The 21,849-nt window shown below is 71.7% G+C and carries 19 protein-coding genes; 9 read left to right on the top strand and 10 right to left on the bottom strand.

What is annotated here, in order from left to right; translation table 11 throughout:
* Positions 1 to 181 precede the first annotated feature (181 nt).
* Positions 182 to 1,186 (top strand): sugar ABC transporter substrate-binding protein, encoded by a 1,005-nt coding sequence (locus tag ABZ016_RS41710; RefSeq protein ID WP_356922009.1) that lies wholly within the window; start codon positions 182 to 184, stop codon positions 1,184 to 1,186.
* 52 nt (positions 1,187 to 1,238) lie between these two features.
* On the opposite strand, the gene ABZ016_RS41705 is transcribed toward ABZ016_RS41710, so the two are convergent.
* A complete protein-coding gene (locus ABZ016_RS41705) occupies positions 1,239 to 2,231 on the bottom strand; it encodes a LacI family DNA-binding transcriptional regulator (RefSeq protein WP_356922016.1) in 993 nt (330 codons plus the stop codon).
* A gap of 214 nt (positions 2,232 to 2,445) precedes the next feature.
* Here ABZ016_RS41705 and ABZ016_RS41700 point away from each other — a divergent pair, with 214 nt between their 5' ends.
* The 4 genes from ABZ016_RS41700 to ABZ016_RS41685 are packed head-to-tail and all read left to right on the top strand — an operon-like array spanning position 2,446 to position 6,762.
* Complete coding sequence (locus tag ABZ016_RS41700) at positions 2,446 to 3,396, top strand: TIM barrel protein (RefSeq protein ID WP_356922008.1); 951 nt, start codon at positions 2,446 to 2,448, stop codon at positions 3,394 to 3,396.
* Between the two features lie 9 nt (positions 3,397 to 3,405).
* Positions 3,406 to 4,845, top strand: a complete 1,440-nt coding sequence (locus tag ABZ016_RS41695) for a sugar porter family MFS transporter (RefSeq protein ID WP_356922007.1) — start codon at positions 3,406 to 3,408, stop codon at positions 4,843 to 4,845.
* Positions 4,846 to 4,876: 31 nt separating this feature from the next.
* Entirely contained in the window at positions 4,877 to 5,896 is a 1,020-nt protein-coding gene (locus ABZ016_RS41690; protein ID WP_356922006.1) for a Gfo/Idh/MocA family oxidoreductase, read from the top strand.
* Positions 5,893 to 6,762 carry a sugar phosphate isomerase/epimerase gene (locus tag ABZ016_RS41685; RefSeq protein WP_356922005.1) on the top strand — a complete coding sequence of 290 codons (870 nt, stop codon included), beginning with the start codon at positions 5,893 to 5,895 and terminating at the stop codon, positions 6,760 to 6,762. Before ABZ016_RS41690 ends, ABZ016_RS41685 begins: the two co-directional genes overlap by 4 nt.
* A 26-nt stretch (positions 6,763 to 6,788) precedes the next feature.
* Here the strand turns inward: ABZ016_RS41685 and helR are convergent, their stop codons facing one another.
* Positions 6,789 to 8,948, bottom strand: a complete 2,160-nt coding sequence (gene helR, locus ABZ016_RS41680; RefSeq protein WP_356922004.1) for an RNA polymerase recycling motor ATPase HelR — start codon at positions 8,946 to 8,948, stop codon at positions 6,789 to 6,791.
* 206 nt (positions 8,949 to 9,154) lie between these two features.
* Between helR and ABZ016_RS41675 the strand changes: the two genes are divergently transcribed.
* A complete protein-coding gene (locus ABZ016_RS41675; protein WP_356922003.1) occupies positions 9,155 to 10,039 on the top strand; it encodes a Gfo/Idh/MocA family oxidoreductase in 885 nt (294 codons plus the stop codon).
* 80 nt (positions 10,040 to 10,119) lie between these two features.
* Here ABZ016_RS41675 and ABZ016_RS41670 read toward each other — a convergent pair whose 3' ends face one another.
* A complete protein-coding gene (locus tag ABZ016_RS41670; protein ID WP_356922002.1) occupies positions 10,120 to 11,007 on the bottom strand; it encodes a GNAT family N-acetyltransferase in 888 nt (295 codons plus the stop codon).
* Positions 11,008 to 11,383: 376 nt separating this feature from the next.
* Here ABZ016_RS41670 and ABZ016_RS41665 point away from each other — a divergent pair, with 376 nt between their 5' ends.
* Together ABZ016_RS41665 and ABZ016_RS41660 are read left to right on the top strand one after the other, a co-directional pair.
* Positions 11,384 to 12,493, top strand: coding sequence for a PP2C family protein-serine/threonine phosphatase (locus ABZ016_RS41665; protein WP_356922001.1), 1,110 nt, complete (start codon positions 11,384 to 11,386; stop codon positions 12,491 to 12,493).
* A 385-nt stretch (positions 12,494 to 12,878) separates the two neighbouring features.
* Entirely contained in the window at positions 12,879 to 13,085 is a 207-nt protein-coding gene (locus ABZ016_RS41660) for a hypothetical protein (protein ID WP_356922000.1), read from the top strand.
* Between the two features lie 63 nt (positions 13,086 to 13,148).
* Here the strand turns inward: ABZ016_RS41660 and ABZ016_RS41655 are convergent, their stop codons facing one another.
* From ABZ016_RS41655 to ABZ016_RS41630, 6 genes are all read right to left on the bottom strand, one after another.
* Positions 13,149 to 13,637: a DUF5709 domain-containing protein gene (locus ABZ016_RS41655; RefSeq protein WP_356922015.1), complete on the bottom strand. Its 489-nt coding sequence runs from the start codon at positions 13,635 to 13,637 to the stop codon at positions 13,149 to 13,151.
* 118 nt (positions 13,638 to 13,755) lie between these two features.
* On the bottom strand, positions 13,756 to 14,895 hold the full coding sequence (locus ABZ016_RS41650) for a HoxN/HupN/NixA family nickel/cobalt transporter (RefSeq protein ID WP_356921999.1): 1,140 nt from the start codon (positions 14,893 to 14,895) through the stop codon (positions 13,756 to 13,758).
* Between the two features lie 146 nt (positions 14,896 to 15,041).
* The gene (locus ABZ016_RS41645) at positions 15,042 to 16,520 is read right to left on the bottom strand and encodes a hypothetical protein (protein ID WP_356921998.1); all 1,479 of its coding nucleotides are present in this window, start codon (positions 16,518 to 16,520) and stop codon (positions 15,042 to 15,044) included.
* Positions 16,521 to 16,633: 113 nt separating this feature from the next.
* Positions 16,634 to 18,988 carry a glycosyl hydrolase family 65 protein gene (locus ABZ016_RS41640; RefSeq protein ID WP_356921997.1) on the bottom strand — a complete coding sequence of 785 codons (2,355 nt, stop codon included), beginning with the start codon at positions 18,986 to 18,988 and terminating at the stop codon, positions 16,634 to 16,636.
* A complete protein-coding gene (locus tag ABZ016_RS41635) occupies positions 18,985 to 19,725 on the bottom strand; it encodes a beta-phosphoglucomutase family hydrolase (RefSeq protein ID WP_356921996.1) in 741 nt (246 codons plus the stop codon). The genes ABZ016_RS41640 and ABZ016_RS41635 overlap by 4 nt, the downstream gene beginning before the upstream one ends.
* Before the next feature lie 79 nt (positions 19,726 to 19,804).
* Positions 19,805 to 20,200, bottom strand: a complete 396-nt coding sequence (locus ABZ016_RS41630; RefSeq protein ID WP_356921995.1) for an SgcJ/EcaC family oxidoreductase — start codon at positions 20,198 to 20,200, stop codon at positions 19,805 to 19,807.
* A 76-nt stretch (positions 20,201 to 20,276) separates the two neighbouring features.
* Between ABZ016_RS41630 and ABZ016_RS41625 the strand changes: the two genes are divergently transcribed.
* On the top strand, positions 20,277 to 20,927 hold the full coding sequence (locus ABZ016_RS41625; protein WP_356921994.1) for a nucleoside/nucleotide kinase family protein: 651 nt from the start codon (positions 20,277 to 20,279) through the stop codon (positions 20,925 to 20,927).
* Between the two features lie 7 nt (positions 20,928 to 20,934).
* Here ABZ016_RS41625 and ABZ016_RS41620 read toward each other — a convergent pair whose 3' ends face one another.
* Positions 20,935 to 21,558 (bottom strand): LysE family translocator, encoded by a 624-nt coding sequence (locus ABZ016_RS41620; RefSeq protein ID WP_356921993.1) that lies wholly within the window; start codon positions 21,556 to 21,558, stop codon positions 20,935 to 20,937.
* Between the last annotated feature and the right edge of the window lie 291 nt (positions 21,559 to 21,849).

Below are 21,849 nucleotides of genomic sequence, written 5' to 3'. Positions count from 1 at the left end.
GCGCCCGCATAGTACCTGCCACTAGAGCGCGCTAGTGACGCGCTCCAGTCACCGAGCACGCAGGGGTCCGCACCCAGGACCGCCGCATCACCCATGACCGTCGCCCAGGGCGCCCACCCGCCGCCCGCCTCCCCGCACCGGGCGCGGCCCCCTCGTCCCAGCACAGTGAGGTGCACCCGACATGCGCAGACACCACAGACCCGCCGCCCTGACCACCGCCGTCCTCGTGGGCGCCCTGCTCGCCGCCGGCTGCTCCAGCGGCTCCGGCGGGAAGCAGTCCGAGGCCGGCGGCACCGACGCCGCCGCGGGCAAGGCCACCACCCCGCGGATGACCGTCGCCATGATCACCCACGCGGCGCCCGGCGACACCTTCTGGGACCTGATCCGCAAGGGCGCCCAGGCCGCTGCCGCCAAGGACAACGTCAAGCTCGTGTACTCCAGCGACCCCGCCGCCGGGAACCAGGCCAACCTGGTGCAGAACGCGATAGACCAGAAGGTCGACGGCATCGCGCTCACCGCCGCCAAGCCCGACGCCATGAAGGGCGTGGTGGCCAAGGCCAAGGCGGCGGGCATCCCCGTCGTGGGATTCAATTCCGGCCTGGACAACTGGAAGGAGCTCGGCATGCTCGAGTACTTCGGCCAGGACGAGAACATCGCCGGCCAGGCCTTCGGTGAGCGCCTGAACCAGATGGGCGCCAAGCACGCCGTCTGTGTGATCCAGGAGCAGGGCCAGGTCGCCCTGGAGGCGCGCTGCGCCGGCCTGAAGAAGGGCTTCAAGGGCACGACGGAGAACCTGTACGTCAACGGCACGGACATGCCCTCCGTGAAGTCGACGCTCACCGCCAAGCTCCAGAAGGACTCCAGCATCGACCAGGTCGTCACACTGGGCGCCCCGATCGCCCTGACCGCCGTGCAGTCGGTGAAGGACGCGGGCAGCAAGGCGAAGGTCGCCACGTTCGACCTCAACAAGGACCTCGTCGGGGCCGTCCAGGGCGGCGACATCGAGTTCGCGGTCGACCAGCAGCCGTACCTCCAGGGCTACCTCGCCGTCGACGGTCTGTGGCTGTACCGGACGAACGGCAACCTCAGCGGCGGCGGCACCGCTCCCGTGCTCACCGGGCCGGCCTTCGTCACGAAGGACAACGTCGACAGCGTCGCCGAGTTCGCCGGGAAGGGGACGCGCTAGAGCGAAGCGCCGGGCCGGGGGCGGCCGGGTAACGCGGGTCGGGCCGCCCCGGTCACTCGGGGGGCGGCCCGCTGGTCCCCCGTACCACCAGCTTCGGGTCCAGCACCGCCTCCCTCGGCTGGAGTTCCCTGTTCTCCAGCCGTTCGACGGCGAAGCGGACCGCGTGTTCGGCCATGAGGACGGCGTCCTGGCGGACGGTGGTCAGGCCGATCGGCATCACGTGGGAGAGGTGGCTGTCGTCGTAACCGACCACGGACAGGTCGCGCGGGACCTCGACACCCGACCGGGTGAGGGCCATCAGCAGACCCATCGCGCAGCGGTCGTTGCCGGCGAGGACCGCTGTCGGCAGCGGCCGCCCCCCGTCCCGTTCGTCCAGGAGCAGACGGCCGGTCTCGATACCCGACTCCTCGGTGTGGTGACCGGGAATCACCCGCGCCTCGTCCTCCAGTCCGTGCCGGCGCATCGCGGCGCGGTAGGCGCGCCGACGCTCCACCGAACCGGGGCCGCGTCCGCCGTCGATGTGCACGATCCGGCGGTGTCCCAGCTCCACCAGGTGGTCCATGGCCTGCCGGACGCCCTTGCCCTCGGCGGAGTGCACGAAGTCGACCCGGGCCTGGGGCACCCGGCGGCTGACCGAGACGGCGACGGTGCGCTGCCCGAGTGCGTCGAGGTAGGCGGGTTCGGCGTCCGGGCCGAGCAGGATCACCGCCTCGCAGCGGTGGCTGAGCAGCGCCTCGACCGCCTTGGCCTCGCTGCGGCCGTGCGTGGCCCCGGAGAGCAGGACGTCGTAACCGAGCCGCTCGGCCTCGGGATAGATGCCCGTGATGAGATCCGTGTGGAAGGTCTGGTGCACGGTGAACATCACGCCGAGCGTGCGGCTGCGTCCGCGGGCCAGCAGCCGGGCCGCGCTGTCGGGCCGGTAGCCGATCTCGTCGGCCACGCGCAGGATCCGCTCCCGCGTCTCCCGGCCGGCCCCCGCCTGATTGCGGAAGACGATCGAGACGAGCGCGCGGGACACCCCCGCCTTCTCGGCGACATCCGCCATCGTGGGCCGCTGCCTGCCCGATGCATCCACCTGTGATCCACCTCCGCCGCCGCCCACCTTAGAGGGTGCCCCGCACGGAACCTCGTGCAGGACCGCTGCAACCTCCCGGCAACAACCTATTGACATGACATTTGGACAGAGGTCATCGTACTCGGACTAGAGCGCGCTAGTAGCGCGCGACAGCGAGCGGAAACGCAGCGTGAAGGACACCACCATGGCAACGGCGCCTCCCCCTCTCCGCACCACCGTCGGCAACCTGTGCCTCGGCTCCGCCCCCGACTCCTGGGGTGTCTGGTTTCCCGAGGACGAACACCAGGTGCCGTACACCCGCTTCCTCGACGAACTGGTCCGGGCCGGCTACGAGTGGCTGGAGCTCGGCCCGTACGGCTACCTCCCCACCGACCCGCGGCGGCTGAAGGCCGAGCTGGACGCCCGAGGGCTGAAGGTCTCCGGCGGTACCGCGTTCGGCGCGCTGCACCGGCCCGGGGCGTGGGACGAGATGCTCGCCCATGTCCGGCGGGTCGCCGCGCTGACCGCGGCGGCCGGCGCCCACCACCTCGTCTTCATCCCGCCGATGTACCGGGACGAGAAGACGGGTGCGTTCACCGAGTCGCCCGAGCTGAGCGCCGAGCAGTGGGCCGGGTTCGGCCGGGCCGCCGACCGGCTGGGCCGGCTGTTGCTGGAGGAGTACGACGTACGGCTCGTCGTCCACCCGCACGCCGACAGTCACATCCAGACGCAAGCAGAGATCGAGCGGCTGCTGAACGAGTCCGACAGCCGCTACACCAACCTGTGCCTGGACACCGGTCACGTGGCGTACGGCGGCGGGGACAACCTCGACCTGATCCGCCGGTTCGGTGAGCGGGTCGGCTACGTGCACATCAAGCAGATGGACCCCGAGGTCCTGGCGCAGGTCGCTGCCGAGGACCTGTCGTTCGGCGAGGCCGTGAAGCGCGGGGTGTGCGTGTCGCCGCCCGCCGGAGTGCCGAACCCGGCCGACGTGGTGAGCGAACTCGCCGAGCTCGACGCCGAGTTGTTCGTGATCGTCGAGCAGGACCTGTACCCGTGCGCTCCCGAGGTGCCGCTGCCCATCGCGGTCAGCACCCGGGAGCACCTGGCCGGCTGCGGCCTGTCGGGTACCCGGCGCCCGAACTTCGACAGGTAAGGAGCGGCCATGGACGTCAGGGACGACGCGACACCGGCCCCCATCCCGGCCCCTGCCACCGCCGTCGTGGACGACGCTCCCCCGGCGGTCAGGCGGCGGCTTCGGCTGATCACGATCATCGCCACGTTCGGTGGTCTCCTCTTCGGCTACGACACGGGCGTCATCAACGGCGCCCTGCCCTACATGACGGACGACCTCGGCCTGACCCCGGTCACCGAGGGCATGGTCACGAGCTCGCTGCTGCTGGGTGCCGCGCTGGGCGCGGTGACCGGCGGCCGGTTGTCGGACGCGCGCGGCAGGCGGCGCACCATCCTGCTGCTGGCGGTGCTGTTCTTCGTCGGCGCGCTCGGCTGCACGCTCGCTCCGACGACCGAGGTGATGATCGTGGCGCGGTTCGTGCTCGGTCTCGCGGTCGGCGGTGCCTCGGTGACCGTGCCGGTCTACCTCGCGGAGGTGTCGCCCGCCGAGCGGCGCGGTGCCCTCGTCACCCGCAACGAGCTGATGATCGTCAGCGGTCAGCTGCTGGCGTTCACGTCCAACGCGATCATCGCCCAGGTCGGCGGCGAGTCCGGTGGCGTGTGGCGCTGGATGCTGGTCATCGCCACCCTGCCGGCCGTGGTGCTGTGGTTCGGCATGCTCGTGATGCCGGAGAGCCCGCGCTGGCTCGCTTCCCGGAGCCGTTTCAACGAGGCCCTCGGGGTCCTGAGGCAGGTGCGGTCGCAGACCCGCGCCGAGGCCGAGCTGACGGAGGTCACCGCGCTCGCCGTGAAGGACGAGCAGGAGAAGCTGGGCGGCTGGCAGGACGTCAGGAGCACGCCGTGGGTGCGGAAGCTGATGTTCGTCGGGTTCGGCATCGCGATCGTGCAGCAGATCACCGGCGTCAACACGATCATGTACTACGGCACGCAGATCCTCACCGACGCCGGTTTCGCCGCCGACAGCGCGCTGACCGCCAACATCGCCAACGGTGTGATCTCGGTACTGGCCACCTTCGTCGGTATCTGGCTGCTCGGGCGGGTCGACCGCCGGCCGATGCTGATGAGCGGCCAGATCGGGACGACCGCGGCTCTGTTGCTGATCGGGATCTTCTCCCTGGTCCTGCCCGCGGGTGATCCACGGGCGTTCGCGGTGCTCGCCATGACGGTCACGTTCCTCGCCTTCCAGCAGGGCGCGATCTCGCCGGTGACCTGGCTGATGCTGTCGGAGATCTTCCCGATGCGGATGCGCGGCTTCGGCATGGGGATGGCTGCCGTGGTGCTGTGGCTGACCAACTTCGTGATCGGGCTGGTCTTCCCGTCCCTGGTCTCCGGGATCGGGATCTCCAACACGTTCTTCCTGTTCGTGGTGGCGGGCGTGCTGTCCCTCACCTTCGTGAAGCTGTACGTCCCCGAGACCAAGGGCCGCACCCTCGAGACCCTCGAGGCCGAGCTGCGGACGCGCTTCTCCTGACCTTCTCCGGTTCTTTTCCAAGGAGTTCACCATGACCGTACGAGTAGGCGTGATCGGCGCCGGGATGATCGGGCAGGACCACGCCCGGCGGCTCACCGAGGTCGTCACGGGGGCGACCGTCTCGGCCGTGGCCGACGTCGACGCCGAGCGCGCCGCCGAAGTGGCGGCCCGGTTCGGTGCCACGTCGCTGCCCACCGGCGCGGAGCTGGTCGCCTCCCCGGACGTGGACGCCGTCCTCGTCACCTCCTGGGGACCGACGCACGCCGAGCACGTCCTGAACGCGATCGCTGCCGGCAAGCCGGTGTTCTGCGAGAAACCGCTCGCGACCACCGCCGAGGACTGTCTGCGGATCGTGGAGGCCGAGCGGGCGCACGGCCGCCGGCTGGTGCAGGTCGGCTTCATGCGCCGCTTCGACGCCGGCTACCGCCAGATGAAGGAGGTGCTGTCGACCGGTTCGCTCGGCGCACCGCTGATCGTGCACTGCGCCCACCGCAACCCGACGGTGCCTCAGTCGTACCACTCCGCCATGGCCGCACAGGACACGGCCGTGCACGAGATCGACGTGCTGCGCTGGCTGCTGGACGACGAGATCGTCTCCGCCCAGGTGGTCACCCCGCGCGCCACCGGCAAGCGGTTCCCACATCTGAAGGACCCGCAGATCATGGTCTTCGAGACGGCCGAGGGCGTCCGCGTCGACCTGGAGGTCTTCGTCAACTGCCAGTACGGCTACGACATCCAGTGCGAGATCGTCGGCGAGGACGGCCTGGTCCGGCTGCCCGACCCGGCGGCCGTCGGGATCCGCACCGCGGCCCGGCACGGCACGGGTGTGCTGCAGGACTGGAAGGACCGCTTCGCGGAAGCCTTCGACACCGAGTTCCGCGAGTGGGTCGCCTCGGTGGCGGCCGGCACCGAACCCACCGGCCCGTCCTCCTGGGACGGTTACGCCGCCACCGTCATCACCGACGCCGCCGTCCGGTCCCTGGAGTCCGGCGGCGAGACCATCACCGTCGACATGAAGCCCCGCCCCACGTTCTACGGAGGCACCGCGTGAAGATCGCCCTCGACCCGTACATGTTCCGTGCCCTGCCGATCGACGAGATGGTGCGCACGGTCGCCGAACTCGGCTACGAATACATCGAGTTGTCGCCCCGCGAGGACTTCATGCCGTTCTTCCTGCACCCGCGTGCGGACGACGAGCGGGTGGCGGAGCTGAAGAGCGCGCTGCGCAGGCACGAGGTGCGGCTGTCCTCGGTGCTGCCGCTGTACAAGTGGTCCTCGCCGGACGAGACCGAACGGCAGGCGGCCGTCCGCTACTGGAAGCGGATGATCGAGATCACCGTGGAGCTCGAATGCCCCTTGATGAACTCGGAGTTCAACGGCCGCCCCGAGCGCGCCGCCGAGAGCGAGGCCGCGTTCTGGCGGTCGCTGGAGGAACTGCTGCCGGTCTTCGAGCGGGAGGGCCTCGCCCTGAACCTGGAGGCCCACCCGGACGACTTCTGCGAGGAGAACACCCCGGCCGTCGACCTCGTCCGCGCGATCAACAAACCGTGGGTGAACTACCTGTACTGCGCCCCGCACTCCTTCCACCTGTCCGGAGCCGCGGAGGCCGGCGCGGACATCGCGGCGATGATGCGTTACGCCGGTGACAAGCTCCAGCACGTGCACATCGCGGACTCCTTCGACCACAAGGGTTCGTCCGGCCTGCGCTACATCCTGAACCCGCCGGGCACGCCGGCCCGGATCCACCAGCACCTGGACATCGGGCAGGGCGAGGTGGACTGGGACGTCTTCTTCGGCACCCTGCGCGAGCTGGGCTTCGACGGTGTCGCCACGTCCTGTGTCTTCGCCTGGGAGGAGCGGGCCCGGGAGTCGTCGGCGTTCATGCTGGACCGCATCAGGAAGGAGCTGGCCGCCTAGGGCTGCCACCCGGCCCGGGCGACGCGTCAGCTGCTCGTGAGGATCACGAGCTCCCGCGTGGCCCGGGTCATCGCCACGTAGTGGTCGACGGCGCCCTCGATGCCGTCGCCGAAGTCCTCCGGGTCGACCAGGACGACCAGGTCGAACTCCAGCCCCTTCGACAGTTCCGGGGTGAGCGACCGCACCCGGGGCGAGGCCGGCCGGAACGCGGGGTCGCCGATGACACAGGCGATCCCGTCGGCGTGTTCGGTGAGCCAGGTGTCCAGGATCGAGGTCAGCTCGGTGGTGGCACCGTGCCGGACGGGGACGCCACCGCCGCGGATCGAGGTCGGCACGTTGGCGTCGGGCAGCACGGCGCGGATGACCGGCTCGGCCTCCGCCATGATCTCCTCCGGGGTGCGGTAGTTGATGCTGAGCGAGGCCAGGTCGACCCGGTCCAGCCCCACCCGTGCGAGCCGTTCCCGCCACGACTCCGTGAACCCGTGCCGGGCTTGGGCGCGGTCCCCGACGATGGTGAAGCTCCGCGACGGGCAGCGCAGCAGCAGCATCTGCCATTCCGCGTCGGTCAGTTCCTGGGCCTCGTCGACCACGATGTGCACGAACGGTCCGGCGAGCCGGTCCGGGTCGGCCGCGGGCACGGCGCTGTCGTCCACCAGGGAGTTCCGCATGTCCTGTCCGCGCAGCATGATCAGCACGCCTTCGCCGTCGTCGTAGGTGTGCGCCTGCAGCAGGTCGTCGATGACGTCGTCCATGCGTTCCTGCTGGGCGGCGACGGCGGCCTCCCGCCGTCGCCTGCGGCGTGACGCCTCCGGGTCGCCGAGACGCTGCCGTGCCGCGTCCAGCAGCGGCAGGTCGGACACGGTCCAGGCCCGGGGGTCCTCGCGTTGCAGCGTGCGGACGTCGTCCCGGCTCAGCCAGGGTGCGCACATCCGCAGGTAGGCCGGCACCGACCAGAGGTCCCCGACGAGGTCCGTCGCCTCCAGCAGCGGCCAGGCGCGGTTGAAGGCCGTGAGCAACTCCCTGTCCCTCGACAGCGACTTGCGGAGCAGGTCCTCCGGGACCTCGCCCTCGTGCTTGTCGACGAGGATCGTGAGGAGCTCCTCCCAGACCTGATCGCGTGCCTCGTTGTGCGGGGTGCCGGGCTCCGCCGCGTCGAACGCGGCGGCCCAGTCGCCGGCGCTCAGGCGGATGTCGGACCAGTGGGTGGTGACCGTCATGCCCTCGGGGGGCGGCTCCTCGTAGAAGCGGACCGCCTTCTCGACGGCCCCGACCATGTCGGCGGACGACTTCAGCCGGGCCGCCTCCGGGTCGCTCTCCTCCCCCGCCGTGGCGCCTTCGTCGACGAGGTCCCGCAGGATGCAGGTCTGTACGCCCTCCTCACCGAGGCTGGGCAGGACGTCGGAGACGTAGGCCAGGTAGGGCCGGTGCGGTCCCACGAACAGGACGCCGCCCCGGCGGTGCTGCCCGAGCCGGGGGTCGGAGTAGAGGAGGTAGGCGGAGCGGTGCAGGGCGACGACGGTCTTGCCGGTGCCCGGGCCGCCGTCGACGACGAGGGCGCCGCGCGACCCCGCGCGGATGATGGCGTCCTGGTCGGCCTGGATGGTGCCGAGCACGTCCCGCATCCGGGGCGAACGGTTGGTGCCCAGGCTGGCGATGAAGGCGGACTGGTCGTCCAGCGCGGCGTGCCCGGCGAAGCCGTCCGCGGTGAACACCTCGTCCCAGTAGTCGCTGATCCGGCCGTCGGTCCAGCGGTAGCGGCGGCGGCTCCTGAGACCCATCGGGTCGGCGTGCGTGGCCCCGAAGAACGGCTCGGCCGCGGGGGAACGCCAGTCGACCAGCAGCCGGCGGCCCTCGCTGTCCGTGAGGCCGAGTCGGCCCACGTACACGGGCTCGGAACCGTCCGCGCCGACCATGTGCCCGAGGCACAGGTCCAGTCCGAAGCGGCGCAGGGCGCGCAGCCGGGTGGTGAGCCGGTGGATCTCGGCGTCCCGGTCCATCGCCTGCCGGCCCTTGCCGCCGGGCGCCTTGCGCTCGGCCTCGAGACGGTCGGACAGTTCGGCGATGGACTGCTCCAGGCAGTCGGCGACGGCCGCGAAGTGCCGCTCGTCGCGGGCGATCAGCGCCGGGTCGGCCTTGGCCGAGAGGCGGTCGGGGAGATCGAACGCGCTGGTGGTCAGGGGGGTCACGTCATACTCCCGTTTTCGCAGGTCCTGGCTTAGGCCGGACAGTTTGCGTCACCAAGGGGGCCTTGCCGCAAGACCCCCTGTGTGCTATAGGTTGAGAGTGGCAAGGAGAGGACTCCTTGCCTTTCTTGTTGTCGCAGTCCCCTCCCCGCCCGTCGGCCGTTTCCGTGTGGCACGCTCGTCGTCAGGCAGCGTGGAGAGGCGGCGGCATGCGCATAGGACTGCTCGGCACCGGACCCTGGGCGCAGATGGCCCACGCACCCGCCTTGAGCGGGCATGAGGAGCTGGACTTCGCAGGTGTGTGGGGCCGCCGCCCCGAGGCCGCCAAGGAGCTGGCCGAGCGGCACGGTGTCCGGGCCTACGACGACGCCGACGAGCTGTTCGCCGAGGTCGACGCGATCGCCGTGGCACTGCCGCCGGACGTGCAGGCCGGGCTGGCCGCGCGTGCGGCGCGGGCCGGGTGTCATCTGCTGCTCGACAAGCCTCTGGCGCCGACGGCGGAGCAGGGGCGAGCCGTCGTCGAGGCCGTCGAGGAGGCGGGCGTCGCCTCGGTCGTGTTCTTCACGGCCCGCTTCCAGCCCGAGCCGGCGGCGTGGATCGCCGAGCAGGCGGCGGTACCCGGCTGGTTCACGGCCCATGCGCAGTGGCTGGGGGCGGTGTTCACCAGCGAGAGCCCCTTCGCGACGCCGTGGCGGCGGGAGAAGGGCGCCCTGTGGGACGTGGGGCCGCACGCCCTGTCCGTGTTGCTGCCGGTGCTCGGCGACGTGCGACACGTGACGGCGGCCGCGTACGGCCCGGGCGACACGGCCCATGTCGTCCTCGACCACGCCGGCGGCGCGTCGAGCACCCTCACCCTGAGCCTCACGGCGCCGCCCGAGGCGACCGGTGCGGCCCTGGAACTTAGAGGGGAGGCAGGCGTCACGAGCCTGCCCGACAGCCCCGAAGGGGCGGTGCCCGCGCTGATGCGGGCCGCGGACGCCCTGCTCACCGCGGCCCGGACCGGCCGCCCACACGCCTGTGACGCGGCGTTCGGCCTGCGGGTGACGGAAATCCTGACGGCGGCGCAGGACTTGCTGAACGGTGACGCCGTCTGAGGACCGCCCCGCGACTGCCGGCGCTCAGGACTGGCTCTGGCAGGACCGGGCTCGACAGCGGCGTGGAGCGGCCGACCTCCCTATACGGGCCGGAAGTTGAGCCGTTCCTTGACCACCGGGAAACCGGCCTTCGCGAAATTCGCCGCCATGGGAAAGTTGCCCTGGTCCGTGGCCGCGGCGATGAACTCCGCGCCGTGGTCGACCAGGAAGTGGGTGCATTCGGTCAGCAGGTCGTAGGCGTAGCCGTGGCCTCGATGGTCCGGCAGGACGCCGATGAAGCCGATGCACGGCCCCGACGGATTGTGGGCCGGGATGTGGATGCCGACCGGTTCGCCCTGCGGTGTGCAGGCGACCTGCCACCACTCACGGGGCGAGGGACACCAGTGGAAGAAGTCGAGTTCCTCCTGGGCCGCCCGGTCGAGGCCCCCCTCTTCGACGGCCATCAGCGCGTGGGCGTCCAGGGTGGCGGAGTGGATGCGGCGCAACGCGTCAAAGAACACCGCGTCGTCCGATTCCTGGCGGAACACCAGGCGTCCGGGCCGGTCGGGCAGGCCGTGGTCGGGGGTCCAGCGGTACAGCAGGCGTTCCACCAGGAGTTCGTAGCCGGCCGTCCGGGCGGCGGTGAACCGGGTCTCGGCCGCGGTGCGCAACGCCGGGTCGTCGCGCCAGCCGGCGGGCAGGTTCAGTTCCAGCTCCACCTGCCAGGGCGCCGATCGCAGGAGTGCGGCGCCCGCTTCCTCCTCGCCGTCGGCCACGTCGAACCAGTTGAGGTTCACCGGTTCGGTGTCGTCGGGGCCGCCCCACCAGGCACCGCGGGCGACGACACGGCCGTCGCGGAGCGCCACCCGCTTCCAGTCGGGGCGGTGCCGGGTCAGCCGGTGGCCCTCACGGGCGCCCAGCGGGTCGGGCAGGGTGTCGAAGAGATCGGCGTCGCTCGTGTCGAGCGCGCGGATGACCACGTCGGTCATGGAGTTCCTTCGGGATACGGGCTGCGGAGAGCGCTCCCGGGAAGCTCAGACGAGCCACGCCAGGACGAGGAGCAGGGAGCGCCGGGACGGTGTGAACTGCACGGTGCTGCCCTCCTTCCACGGGCCTCGGGGCGTGGCGGGCACACGCTACGGGAGCATCGACGGTCCGTCCATCGCTTTTCGATCGCCCAAGTCCCGGCGTGGGCACGGCATTTCAGCATGGCCTGCTCAGCGCCCCGCAGGGGCGAGGCGTCCTGCTTCCGGAGCGGGACTCACCGACGCACGACACCGAGGCCGTGCGCGCCCGCGGGACGGCTTCTCCTCCTGCGTTCGGGCCCGGCGTGCGGCGCCGGATGGGGCGTAGCAGCGTGGTGGTGTGAGCAGTGTGCGTGGTCGGCTGCCGCGCCGGGACGGGTACCGGGACCTGGATCGGCGCGGCTGGCTGCGCGGCGCACCGCCGCCGGTCTGGGCGCGGGTGCTGCCGACGGCGATGCTGGCGGGGGTGTGCGCGGCGGAGCTGATCAGCCCGGATCCGCTGGACATCGGCTTCCTGCTGGGCGCGATCCCGCCGCTGGCGGTGCTGGCACACGGACCGGTCGCGACGGCGGTGCTCGGCGCCCTCTCCGTGGTCGTGCTGACGGTTCCGCTGTTCAGCCTGAACGATCCGGGCAGCACCGATGTACTGACCGTGTGCTTCGTCGCGCTGCTGAGCGTGCTGCTGTCGTTCGTCCGCAGTACACGTGACGCCCAGCTGGTCACCGAGCGGGCCGTGGCCGAGGTCGCGCAGCGGGCCGTCGTGCCGCCGTTGCCGGACCGTGTCGGGCCGGTGCGGTGCGCGGGGCTGTACCGGGCCGCGCAGAGCGGGACGCTGGTCGGGGGCGACTTCTTCGACGTACGGGCGGGCCCCTACGGCGTGCGCGCGGTCATGGGCGATGTTCAGGGACACGGGCTGTCGGCGGTCGCCACGGTCGCATCGCTGCTGGGGGCGTTCCGGGAGGCGGTACTGGACGAGCCGGACCCGGAGGCGGTGGCGGCGCGGCTCGACCGGAGGCTGGTGGTGGACTCCGCGGGCGAGCCGCATGCCGAGCTGTTCGCGACGGCGGTGCTGATGGACTTCTCCGCCGACGCGGGTGTGGTGCGGATCGTGGCGTGCGGGCAGTCCGGGCCGCTGCTGCTGCGGGACGGGCAGGTCGTCGAGCTCGACGTCGAGCCGGGCACGCCGCTCGGGCTGGGTCTCGCCGAGGTGACTCCGCCGAGGGTCGTGTCGGTGCGGTTGCGGGCGGGTGACCGGCTCTTTCTGGCGTCCGACGGTGTCACCGAGGCCAGGGACGCCGAAGGGGCGTTCTATCCCCTGATGGAGCGGTTGCCGGGTCTTGCCGACGGGGACCCCGGCGCGCTGGCCGGGCGGGTGTGGAGCGATCTGCTGCGGCACTGCCCGGACGTCCGGGACGACGTCACGATGCTCGTGCTCGCGCCCGGGCCCTGACTGCGCCGGGCGGGCGGTCGGTCGGGGCGTCAGTGCCCGTTCTTGCACCTGTTGCCGATGGCCGGGGTGAAGAAGACTGCCGGACGTCCTCCCGGGGGTTTCGCCAGCGGCCGATCGAAGATCTTCCGGAGGCCGCCCCGAGAGCCCGCCTGCCACCGGTCAAGGATCTGACGGATGCCATTCCGCGAGACCGTCGGCAGCCGGCCGAAGATCTACCGGACGGGCGTCGGTCGAAGGGGCTGCCGACGTGTCCCCGGGCCGGTCCGGCGCTGCGGTGGTGTGGGCTCTCCGGATGCACGCCGGGCCCGGGCGTTGAATGGTGGTCTCGGACCCGTTTTTCAGCACCGGGGCCGCGCCAGCGATCCGGACCCTAGGAGCAGAGAACATGTCGAAGCCAGAGCCCCACGCTTCCCGGCCGCCCGAGGACCGTGCCACCCCGGACCGCCTGCTCCACGCCCACACCAGCACCGACGTCTCCCCGGAGGACCTCGTCCTCGCCTCGGGGAAGGACCTCACCCCGCACAACCTGGAATGGGCCAAGCGCAAGCTGGCCGCGGAGGGCCCGGCAGCGCTGGAGAAGCTGCTGCCGTAACCCTCCGGGCCGGAGGCGCTGGGGATCACCGGCCCGCCGCGCGGGTGCGCGGATGCGGTGGGGCTACGCCCTGCCGTCCTCCTCGGGCAGCGCCTCGTCCTCCACCACGTGGACCGCCGCCTCCTCCGCGCCCGCCGCTCCCCCGTCGATGCCCGCGTCCGTGGCGACGGTCTCCTTCGTCGTGTCGGTGTGGGCCCCCTCGTCCGGGGCGACCAGACGCCCGGCACGCGTGGTGCCCGCCTCGGGGTCGACCGGTTCACCGTCGCTGTCCGGGGCGTCGCCCACGCCGTCCCCGACGGGCTCGGCCGACACGTCGGGGACCTCCTGCGACAGGCGTTCGTCGAGGGTCTCGCCCTCGTGCTGCTCGGCGGCGGTGGTGCCGCTCTTGGTGACGCCGAGCGGCTTCTCCGGCGGGGAGTAGCCCTCGTCGAGGGTGTCGTCGTAGGTCCGTTCGTCGACGGCGTCCTGAAGGTCCAGCGGCGCGGCGTCCTCCTGCTCCTCGTTGCTCCCGGTGGGCTGGTACGCGTCGTCCGCCATCGGTTCGGAGCGCATCGGTTCCGTGCCCATCACTTCTGCCTCCCTGTCGCAATGCGTCGACTCGTGGATCTCTTGTGCCCGTTCCGCGTTTCCCGTTACGCGGGCTCTAACCTCGGCCGACCGGTGGTGGAGGTCACCCGCCCGCATCCCCCGACCACCTCTCCTCGATGCGCCCGACCTTCCACACCAGCAGCGCCACCACCCAGGTCGCGACGAACAGGGCGACGACGGCGTAGCCGAGGACGTTGAGGTCGAGGCCGGAGATCCAGTCCCAGAAGGGGCCGTGCAGGGCGAGCTTCCCGGCGAGCAGGCCGAGGAGTTCCACCGTGCCGATCAGCAGGGCGACGGCCACGGACAGGCCGGTGATCGTGAGGTTGTAGTAGACCTTGCGGACCGGCTTGGAGAAGGCCCAGCCGTAGGCGAAGTTCATGAACGAACCGTCGATGGTGTCGAGCAGGCACATCCCGGCGGCGAAGAGGACGGGCAGGCACAGGATCGCGTACCAGGGCAGCCCGGAGGCGGCGCCGGAGCCGGCCAGGACGAGCAGGGAGACTTCGGTGGCGGTGTCGAATCCGAGGCCGAAGAGGAGGCCCACCGGGTACATCTGCCAGGGCTGGGAGACCGACTTCATGACCCGCCCCAGGAGGCGGTTCATGAAGCCCCGGTTGTCGAGCTGCTCCTCCAGGGCGGCCTCGTCGAAGCGGCCCGAGCGCATGCCGCGGAACACCTTCCAGATGCCGGCGAGGATGACGAGGTTGACGGCCGCGATGAGGTAGAGGAACGTCCCGGAGACGGTCGTACCGATCAGGCCGGTGACGTCGTGCAGGGCGGAGCCGTCGTCGCGGACCGGCCCGGCCAGGGTCTTCACGCCGAGGGTGAGCAGGAAGGCCAGGGCGAAGACGACGCTGGAGTGGCCGAGGGAGAACCAGAAGCCGACGGACAGCGGGCGCCGCCCCTCGCCCATCAGCTTGCGGGTGGTGTTGTCGATGGCGGCGATGTGGTCGGCGTCGAAGGCGTGCCGCATGCCGAGCGTGTACGCGGTGACGCCGATGCCCACGCCGAAGGTCTGCGTGCCGATGACGTGGTGCTCGGGGGCGACGATCGCGACGAGGGTGAACCAGCCGATCACGTGCAGGGCGACGATGACCGCGGCCATCCCCCCGGCCCTGGTCCACTCCTGCCGCGTCATGGAGGCGCGGACGCGGCGCCGGGCCGGGTGCTGGGCGGGGTCCGGGGCGGGGAGGGGAGGCATGGACTCAGGGGCGGCCGTCATCGGGGGGATGGTCTTCCTGTCGTACGGACGGCTGCGCTTCACAGCCTCGCGCCATCCTCCGGTACCTGCAACTCATGTGCAGTAAAGCCCGTGACAGGTCTTGTTCACGGAACCCAAAAGACCGGGTCCGCCGTCGGGTGTTCGCCTCAGGGTGCCGGTGCGACACGGATGTCGAGGTCCGAGATCCGGTGGACGGGCCAGGTGCGGGCGTAGCGGGGTGGCGTGCCGCCGGCCGGGCTGATGTGGGCGACCGGGAGGCGGTCCGCGGTGCGCAGGATGTCCGCCACGGTGGTGTTCTCGTTGTGGCCGGAGGTCGCACCCGAGGAGCAGCCGGTGTAGAAGCCGATCGGGATGGCCTCGTGGCCGGTGAGCAGGCAGGACGGCCGGACGCCGAGACGATGCAGTGCGGCGGCGGTACGGTCCCAGTCCCGGCGGCTCTCGGTGTTGCGGGCCACGGCTCCGTGCAGGACTGCCAGCTGCACCGCCAGATGCCCGGCCAGACCGAGTGCGACCAGGGCGGCGGCGACCGGCCGCCACGTCCCGCGCGGGGTCCTGACCAGGTGCCACAGGGCGTCGGCGACCGGGATGGCGAGCAGCGCGTAGGCCGGCTGGAGGAAGCGGGGGGCCGCGTAGCCGATCATGAAGAGGTACGGCAGGGCGGCGCTGGCGGCGCAGGCCAGTGGAACGAGGGTCCGTAACGGGCGCCGGGCCCGGACCGCGACGACCAGCGCGAGGCCGGCCAGCACGGGCAGGACGAACCACCAGACGGTGACGAGGGGGTGGGGCATCGAGCCGGTGCACGGCCGGCACAGCGCCCGTCCGCCCAGGCTGCGCAGCTGGTCGTCGACGGCGATCTGCCAGCCCAGTCCGCCCTGGATGCGGGAGGCCTCCGACAGTCGCTGCCCGAGGCCGCCGTGGCCGGCATAGGCCTCGATCACCCAGTCGACGGCACCCGCCACGAGGCCCGCCGTGAGTGCGAGGAGCAGACGCCCGTGACGGCGTACCAGTGCGAGGACGAGCAGCGGCGCGGCCACGTAGACCGCGTCGGTGGGGCGCATCCACGCCATGAGCGCGGCACCTGCCGCGATCCCCCACAGGGCCGCCCGCGCGGAGTGTTCCGCCCGGGCCCGCAGGAAGCAGCCCACCGTGATCAGGGCACCGATCGCGACCCAGTAGTTGGGCATGGCCTGCGGACCGTAGAAGAGGGTCACCCACAGGGAGGCGAAGAAGCCGCCGCCGACGACCAGGACGCGGGTCGGGAACAGACCGCGCCAGGTACGCAGGGCCAGGTAGAGGGCGAGGCCGGACAGCAGGGCGAGGTAGACGCGCAGCAGAGGGACGGACGACGACCAGGACGCCACGGGCGCCACGAGCAGGGACACGCCCCGGGAGCGCGGTGCGCTGAAGAAGGCCGCCGGGGTGTGGGGGGTGACCTGGCTGACGTAGACGATCTCGTCCCAGCCGAGGCCCAGTACGGGCCGGACCAGGACGAGCTGGGCGAGGGTGAAGACGGCGGCGAGCACGGCGAGCGGCCGGTTGCCGCGCGCCGTGCGGCTCGCGCCCGGCCCGGCCGCCTGTTCGCGTCTTCGCCTGCGAACGAGGATGGCGTTCGCGCCGTCGCTCATGTTCCGCCCCTTACCCCGGTTGTCCCGATGATCCGAAATCCCGATCAAGCTAACCCGGTGGGCGGGGACGTGCAGGGCGGAATACGGCCAAGTGTCCGACTGGGCGGCGAGGGTCAGTGGACGTTCGGGGCGCGGTGCGGGGGCTGGCTCGGGGCCGGGCGCTGTGGCAGCGGCGGGACGGGGCGGGAGACGGGGGCGTTCTCGTGCACCGTCAGCTCGGTGCCGTGGTGACGAATCGTCAGAGGCGGGCCCGAACGCAGGGTGTAGGTGGCCTGCCCACCGGTCAGCTCGACCCGCAGCCGGCGGCCGAGGAACGCCACCGTGAACGCCAGCCGGCTGTACCTGTCGGGCAGGCGCGGCGCGAACCGCAGGCCGCCGTCGGCGCACCGCATGCCGCCGAAGCCGGCGACGAGCGCCATCCAGGTGCCGGCCAGCGAGGCGATGTGCAGCCCGTCGCGGGTGTTGTGCTCCAGGTCTCCCAGGTCCATCAGCGCTGCCTCGGTCGTGTAGGCGCAGGCCAGGTCCAGATGGCCGGTCCGGGCCGCCATGACGGCCTGGACGCACGCCGACAGGGAGGAGTCGCGCACGGTCAGCGGCTCGTAGTAGGCGAAGTTGCGGGCGATCTGCTCCTCGTCGAAGTACTCCTCGAAGAAGCTGCCGCAGGTGTACATCGCCAGCACCAGGTCGGCCTGCTTGATGACCTGCTTGCGGTACAGGTCGAAGTAGGGGAAGTGGAGCATCAGCGGGTACTGGTCCGGCCCGGTGCGGGCGAAGTCCCAGCGCTGGTAGCGGGTGAAGCCGGCGTGCTGTTCGTGCACGCCGAGTTCCTCGTTGTAGGGGACGTGGATGGCCTCGGCGGCGTCCCGCCAGGCGGCGCTCTCCTCCTCGTCGGCGCCGAGCCGGGCCGCCTCGTCGGGGTGGCGTTTGCAGGCGTCTGCGGCGGCCAGGAGGTTCGCCCGGGCCATGAGGTTGGTGTACGTGTTGTCGTCGGCGATGGCACTGTACTCGTCCGGTCCGGTGACGCCGTCGATGTGGAAGGTGCCCCGGTCGTCGTGGTGGCCGAGGGAGCGCCACAGCCGGGCGGTCTCCACCAGCAGTTCCACGCCGACCTCGCGTTCGAACTCCTCGTCGCCGGTGGCCGCCACGTAGCGCACCACGGCGTCGGCGATGTCGGCGCCCACGTGGAAGGCGGCCGTGCCGGCCGGCCAGTACGCGGAGCCCTCCGAGCCCTCGATGGTGCGCCAGGGGAAGGCGGCGCCGCGCAGGCCGAGCTGGGCCGCGCGTTCCCGGGCGGCGGGCAGTGTGTCGAGGCGCCAGCGCAGGGCCTCGGCGGCCGCCCCCGGCGCGGTGTAGGTCAGCAGGGGCAGCACGAACGCCTCGGTGTCCCAGAAGGCGTGGCCGTCGTAACCGGAGCCGGTGAGTCCCTTGGCCGGTATTGCGCGCTGTTCGGCGCGGGCGCCGGCCTGGAGGACGTGGAAGAGGGCGAAGCGGACGGCCTGCTGGATCTCCTCGTCGCCGTCGATCTCGACGTCGGCGCGTGCCCAGAAGTCGTCGAGGTACTCCCGCTGGTCCGCGAGCAGCCCCTGCCAGCCGCTGTGCCCGGCCGCCGCCAGCGCCGCCTCGACCTGGTCGCTCATCGCGGGCCGGGACCGGACAGCGGACCAGCCGTGCGCCACCAGCTTCTCGACCCGCAGCCGCTCCCCCGGCTCCAGGACGGAGGTGACGGTCAGCCGGGCCACGTCCACGTTGCTCTCGCTGCTCGTCGTGGTCCGTTCGGGGCCGTCGACGACGTGGTCGGCGGCCACGGCCACCCTCAGGCCGCTGCGGCGGGTGCGGTGGACCAGGCGCAGCCTGCTGCCCGCGGCGAGGTCCTCCTCCGGTTCCAGCGGCGACTTCAGCGCCTTGGCGGCACGCGGGTCGCCGTCCGGCTCGGGCAGGCTCTCGTTGGCGACCAGTTCCGACTGGACGACCACACGGGTACGGCTGTCGACCGGCTCCACCTCGTACGCCACGGCGGCGATCGCCCGCTGGGTCAGGGAGACCAGGCGGATGGAGCGCACCCGGACGGTCGAGCCCGCCGGGGAGGTCCACTCGCAGACCCGTTCCAGCACGCCCCGCCGCAGGTCGAGGGTCCTTTCATGAGTGACGAGCCGCCCGTAGCGCAGGTCGAACGGCTCGTCGTCGACCAGGAGGCGCAGCACCTTGCCGTTGGTGACGTTGATGGACGTCTGGCCGGACTCGGGGTAGCCGTAGCCGGCCTCGGCGTACGGCAGGGGGTGCAGTTCGTGGACGCCGTTGAGGTAGCTGCCGGGCAGGCCGTGCGGTTCGCCCTCGTCGAGGTTGCCGCGCCAGCCGATGTGCCCGTTGGACAGGGCGAACACGGACTCGCTCTGCGCCAGGACGTCGAGGTTGAGCTCCTTCTCGCGCACGGTCCACGGCTCGACGGTGTAGGCCCGCTGTGCGATCACCGCGCGTCCCCCAGTTCGGCGAGGTCCTTCACCACGACGTCGGCGCCGTGCGCGTACAGCGCGTCGGTCTGTCCGACGCGGTCGACGCCGACGACGTACCCGAAGCGGCCGGCGCGGCCCGCGTCCATGCCGGCCAGCGCGTCCTCGAAGACGGCGGCCTCGTCCGGCCGGACGCCGAGGTCCTCGGCGGCGGCCAGGAACGTGTCGGGGTGGGGTTTGCCCGGCAGCTTGCGCTCGGCGGCCACGACGCCGTCGATACGGACGTCGAAGAAGTGCTCGGCGCCGATCGAGCGGAGCACGTCACGGCAGTTGGCGCTGGAGGAGACGATCGCGGTGCTCAGGCCGTGGGCCCGGACCGCCTCCAGATAACGGAGGGTGCCGTCGTAGGCCTGGACGCCCTCGGTGCGGATCTTCTCCAGTACCAGGTCGTTCTTGCGGTTGCCCAGCCCGTGGACGGTCTGCGCGCCCGGTGGGTCGTCGGGGTCTCCGTCGGGCAGGTCGATGCCGCGGGAGGCGAGGAAGGTGCGGACGCCGTCGGCGCGCGGGCGGCCGTCGACGTACTCGTCGTAGTCGCTCGCCGCGTCGAACGGCCGGAAGTCCTCGCCGTCCCGCTCGCGCAGGAAGGCGTCGAACATCTGCTTCCATGCGGCCGCGTGCACGACGGCCGTCCGGGTGACGACGCCGTCGAGGTCGAAGAGGCAGGCATGGATGTCGTCGGGAAGACCGAGCTGCGTCATACAGGACCGGTTCCCAAACCGGAGACGTCCAGTGAGTGGCGCACGCCACATTCAAGGGGCGCGGAGAGTCAGTCGTGTGTCAGTCGTGCGGGAACGAGTGGTGTTCGTGCGCCACCAGCCAGCGGCCCCGCTCCTTGCGCAGGCCGAACGTCAGACGCAGGCGCAGGGTGGGGCGTTCGGCGAGTTCCTCCGGCGTGCCGCAGCGCAGCAGGGCGTGCGCGTAGGCGGTGTCGGTACCGGCGGTGACGTCGAGGGTGTCGATCTCGAAGCTCCCGCCCTGGGCCTGCCACTCGAAGAACGGGGGCCAGGCGGCACGGTAGACGGCCAGCCCGTGGAGGCCCTCGTGGGGCGGCGGTACGTCGTACATCACGATGTCCTCGGCGTGGTCGGCGAGGACGCCGTCGAGATCGCCCCGGTGGACGGCTTCGGCCCAGTGGGTGATCAGTGCGCGGATCCGGGCTTCGTCGTCGGACACGGTGCGGCTCCCTTCTCCCCTCTTCTCCCCCTCCCTGTGCCGGACGGTCTGCGCGCAGGGTGACACACTCTGCTGTGTGCCGCTCACCTTCGACGACCTCGTCCAGCGCGCCCGGACCCTCCCGCGGGACGGCCGGCGCGCGATCCTCGGCATCGCCGGGTGCCCAGGCGCGGGCAAGTCGACGCTCGCCGAGCACCTGGTGCGGGAGCTGAACGGGACGGGCGAGCCGTGGGTGGCGCATGTCCCCATGGACGGCTTCCACCTCGCGGACACCGAACTGGAGCGGCTGGGCCGCCGGGACCGCAAGGGCGCGCCCGACACCTTCGACGCGGCCGGGTACGCGGCCCTGCTGCAGCGGCTGCGCGAGGAGCCGCACGACGAGCTCGTGTACGCGCCCGGCTTCGAACGCGTCCTGGAGCAGCCGATCGCGGGGGCGATCCCGGTTCCCCCGACGGCCCGGCTGGTCGTCACCGAGGGCAACTACCTGCTCGTGACCACCGGTTCCTGGTCCCGCCTCCGCCCCCTCATCGACGAGGTGTGGTTCTGCGAGCTGCCCGAGCGGGAGCGCGTCCGCCGGCTGGTGGCCCGCCACGAGCGGTTCGGCAAGACGCACGAGGAGGCGATGGCCTGGGTGGCACGCTCGGACGAGCGCAACGCCGAGCTGGTCGCGACGACCCGGCGGCGGGCGGACCTGGTGGTGCCGGAGTCGGCGATGCCGCGGGCCTGAACACCCGTCAGGCGTCCACCGCCAGCCGCACGCCCAGCCCGACCAGGACCGCACCCGAAACCTGCTCCATCCGACGCCGCACGGACCGCCTCCTCAGCACACCCCCGACCCGCCCTGCCAGCCACACCATCGGCAGGTACCAGACAAGGTCCACCACGACCCAGATCACCGAGAGGGCGAGCAGCGCCGGCAGGACGGCGGCCCCCTCGGGCACGAACTGCGGCAGGAACGAGACCGCGAACAGGCCCGCCTTGGGGTTGGCCGCGTTGGTGACCAGCCCCTGCCAGTACGCCCGCCGCAGGGAGACAGAGGCCGTTGTGGCCGGCCCGGCGTCTCCTCCGCCCGGCCGCCGCGCCTGCCACAGGGCACGCGCACCCATCCACACGAGCACCACGGCACCGGCGATCCGGATGACGTCGTATGCGATCTGTGAGGCCAGCAGCAGCGCCGACAGGCCGAAGGCCGCAGCCAGGCCCCACAGCAGCACACCGCACTCGTTGCCCAGGACAGCGGCCATGCCGGTCCTGCGGCCGTCGGCCACCGACCGGCGCAGGATCACGACCGTGCTCGGACCGGGGGCCATGGCGATCAGGAAGGCAGCACCGGCGAACGCCACGACGGAGGTGAACATCGCGTCAGCATCACCGACTCGATGCGTCCCAGCAAGCGATTTCCAGGCCTTTCGGCGATAAAGCATGATCACCGGGCGGGTACGTGACCTGGCCGCCTGGATGGCCGGGCGCGTGCCCGCTGCCCCGTCCGGCGCGGAGGAGGGGCTGCCCACGCTCGGGCCATGGCCGCCGCACCCTCCGCAGAGCCGCGGTTGAGCCGTGCCCGGCCTCGGCGAAGCTGGCGGCCGGGTGGCTCGAGTAGTACGTCTCGTACTGGCCCCCTGGGCGGGTGAGCTCGCGCAGTTCGCTCG

The sequence above is a fragment of the Streptomyces sp. NPDC006372 genome (genome assembly GCF_040612515.1).
GTDB lineage: Bacteria > Actinomycetota > Actinomycetes > Streptomycetales > Streptomycetaceae > Streptomyces.
The sequence above is the reverse complement of the archived record's forward strand: the minus strand, read 5'-3'. Positions and strand labels throughout refer to the sequence as shown.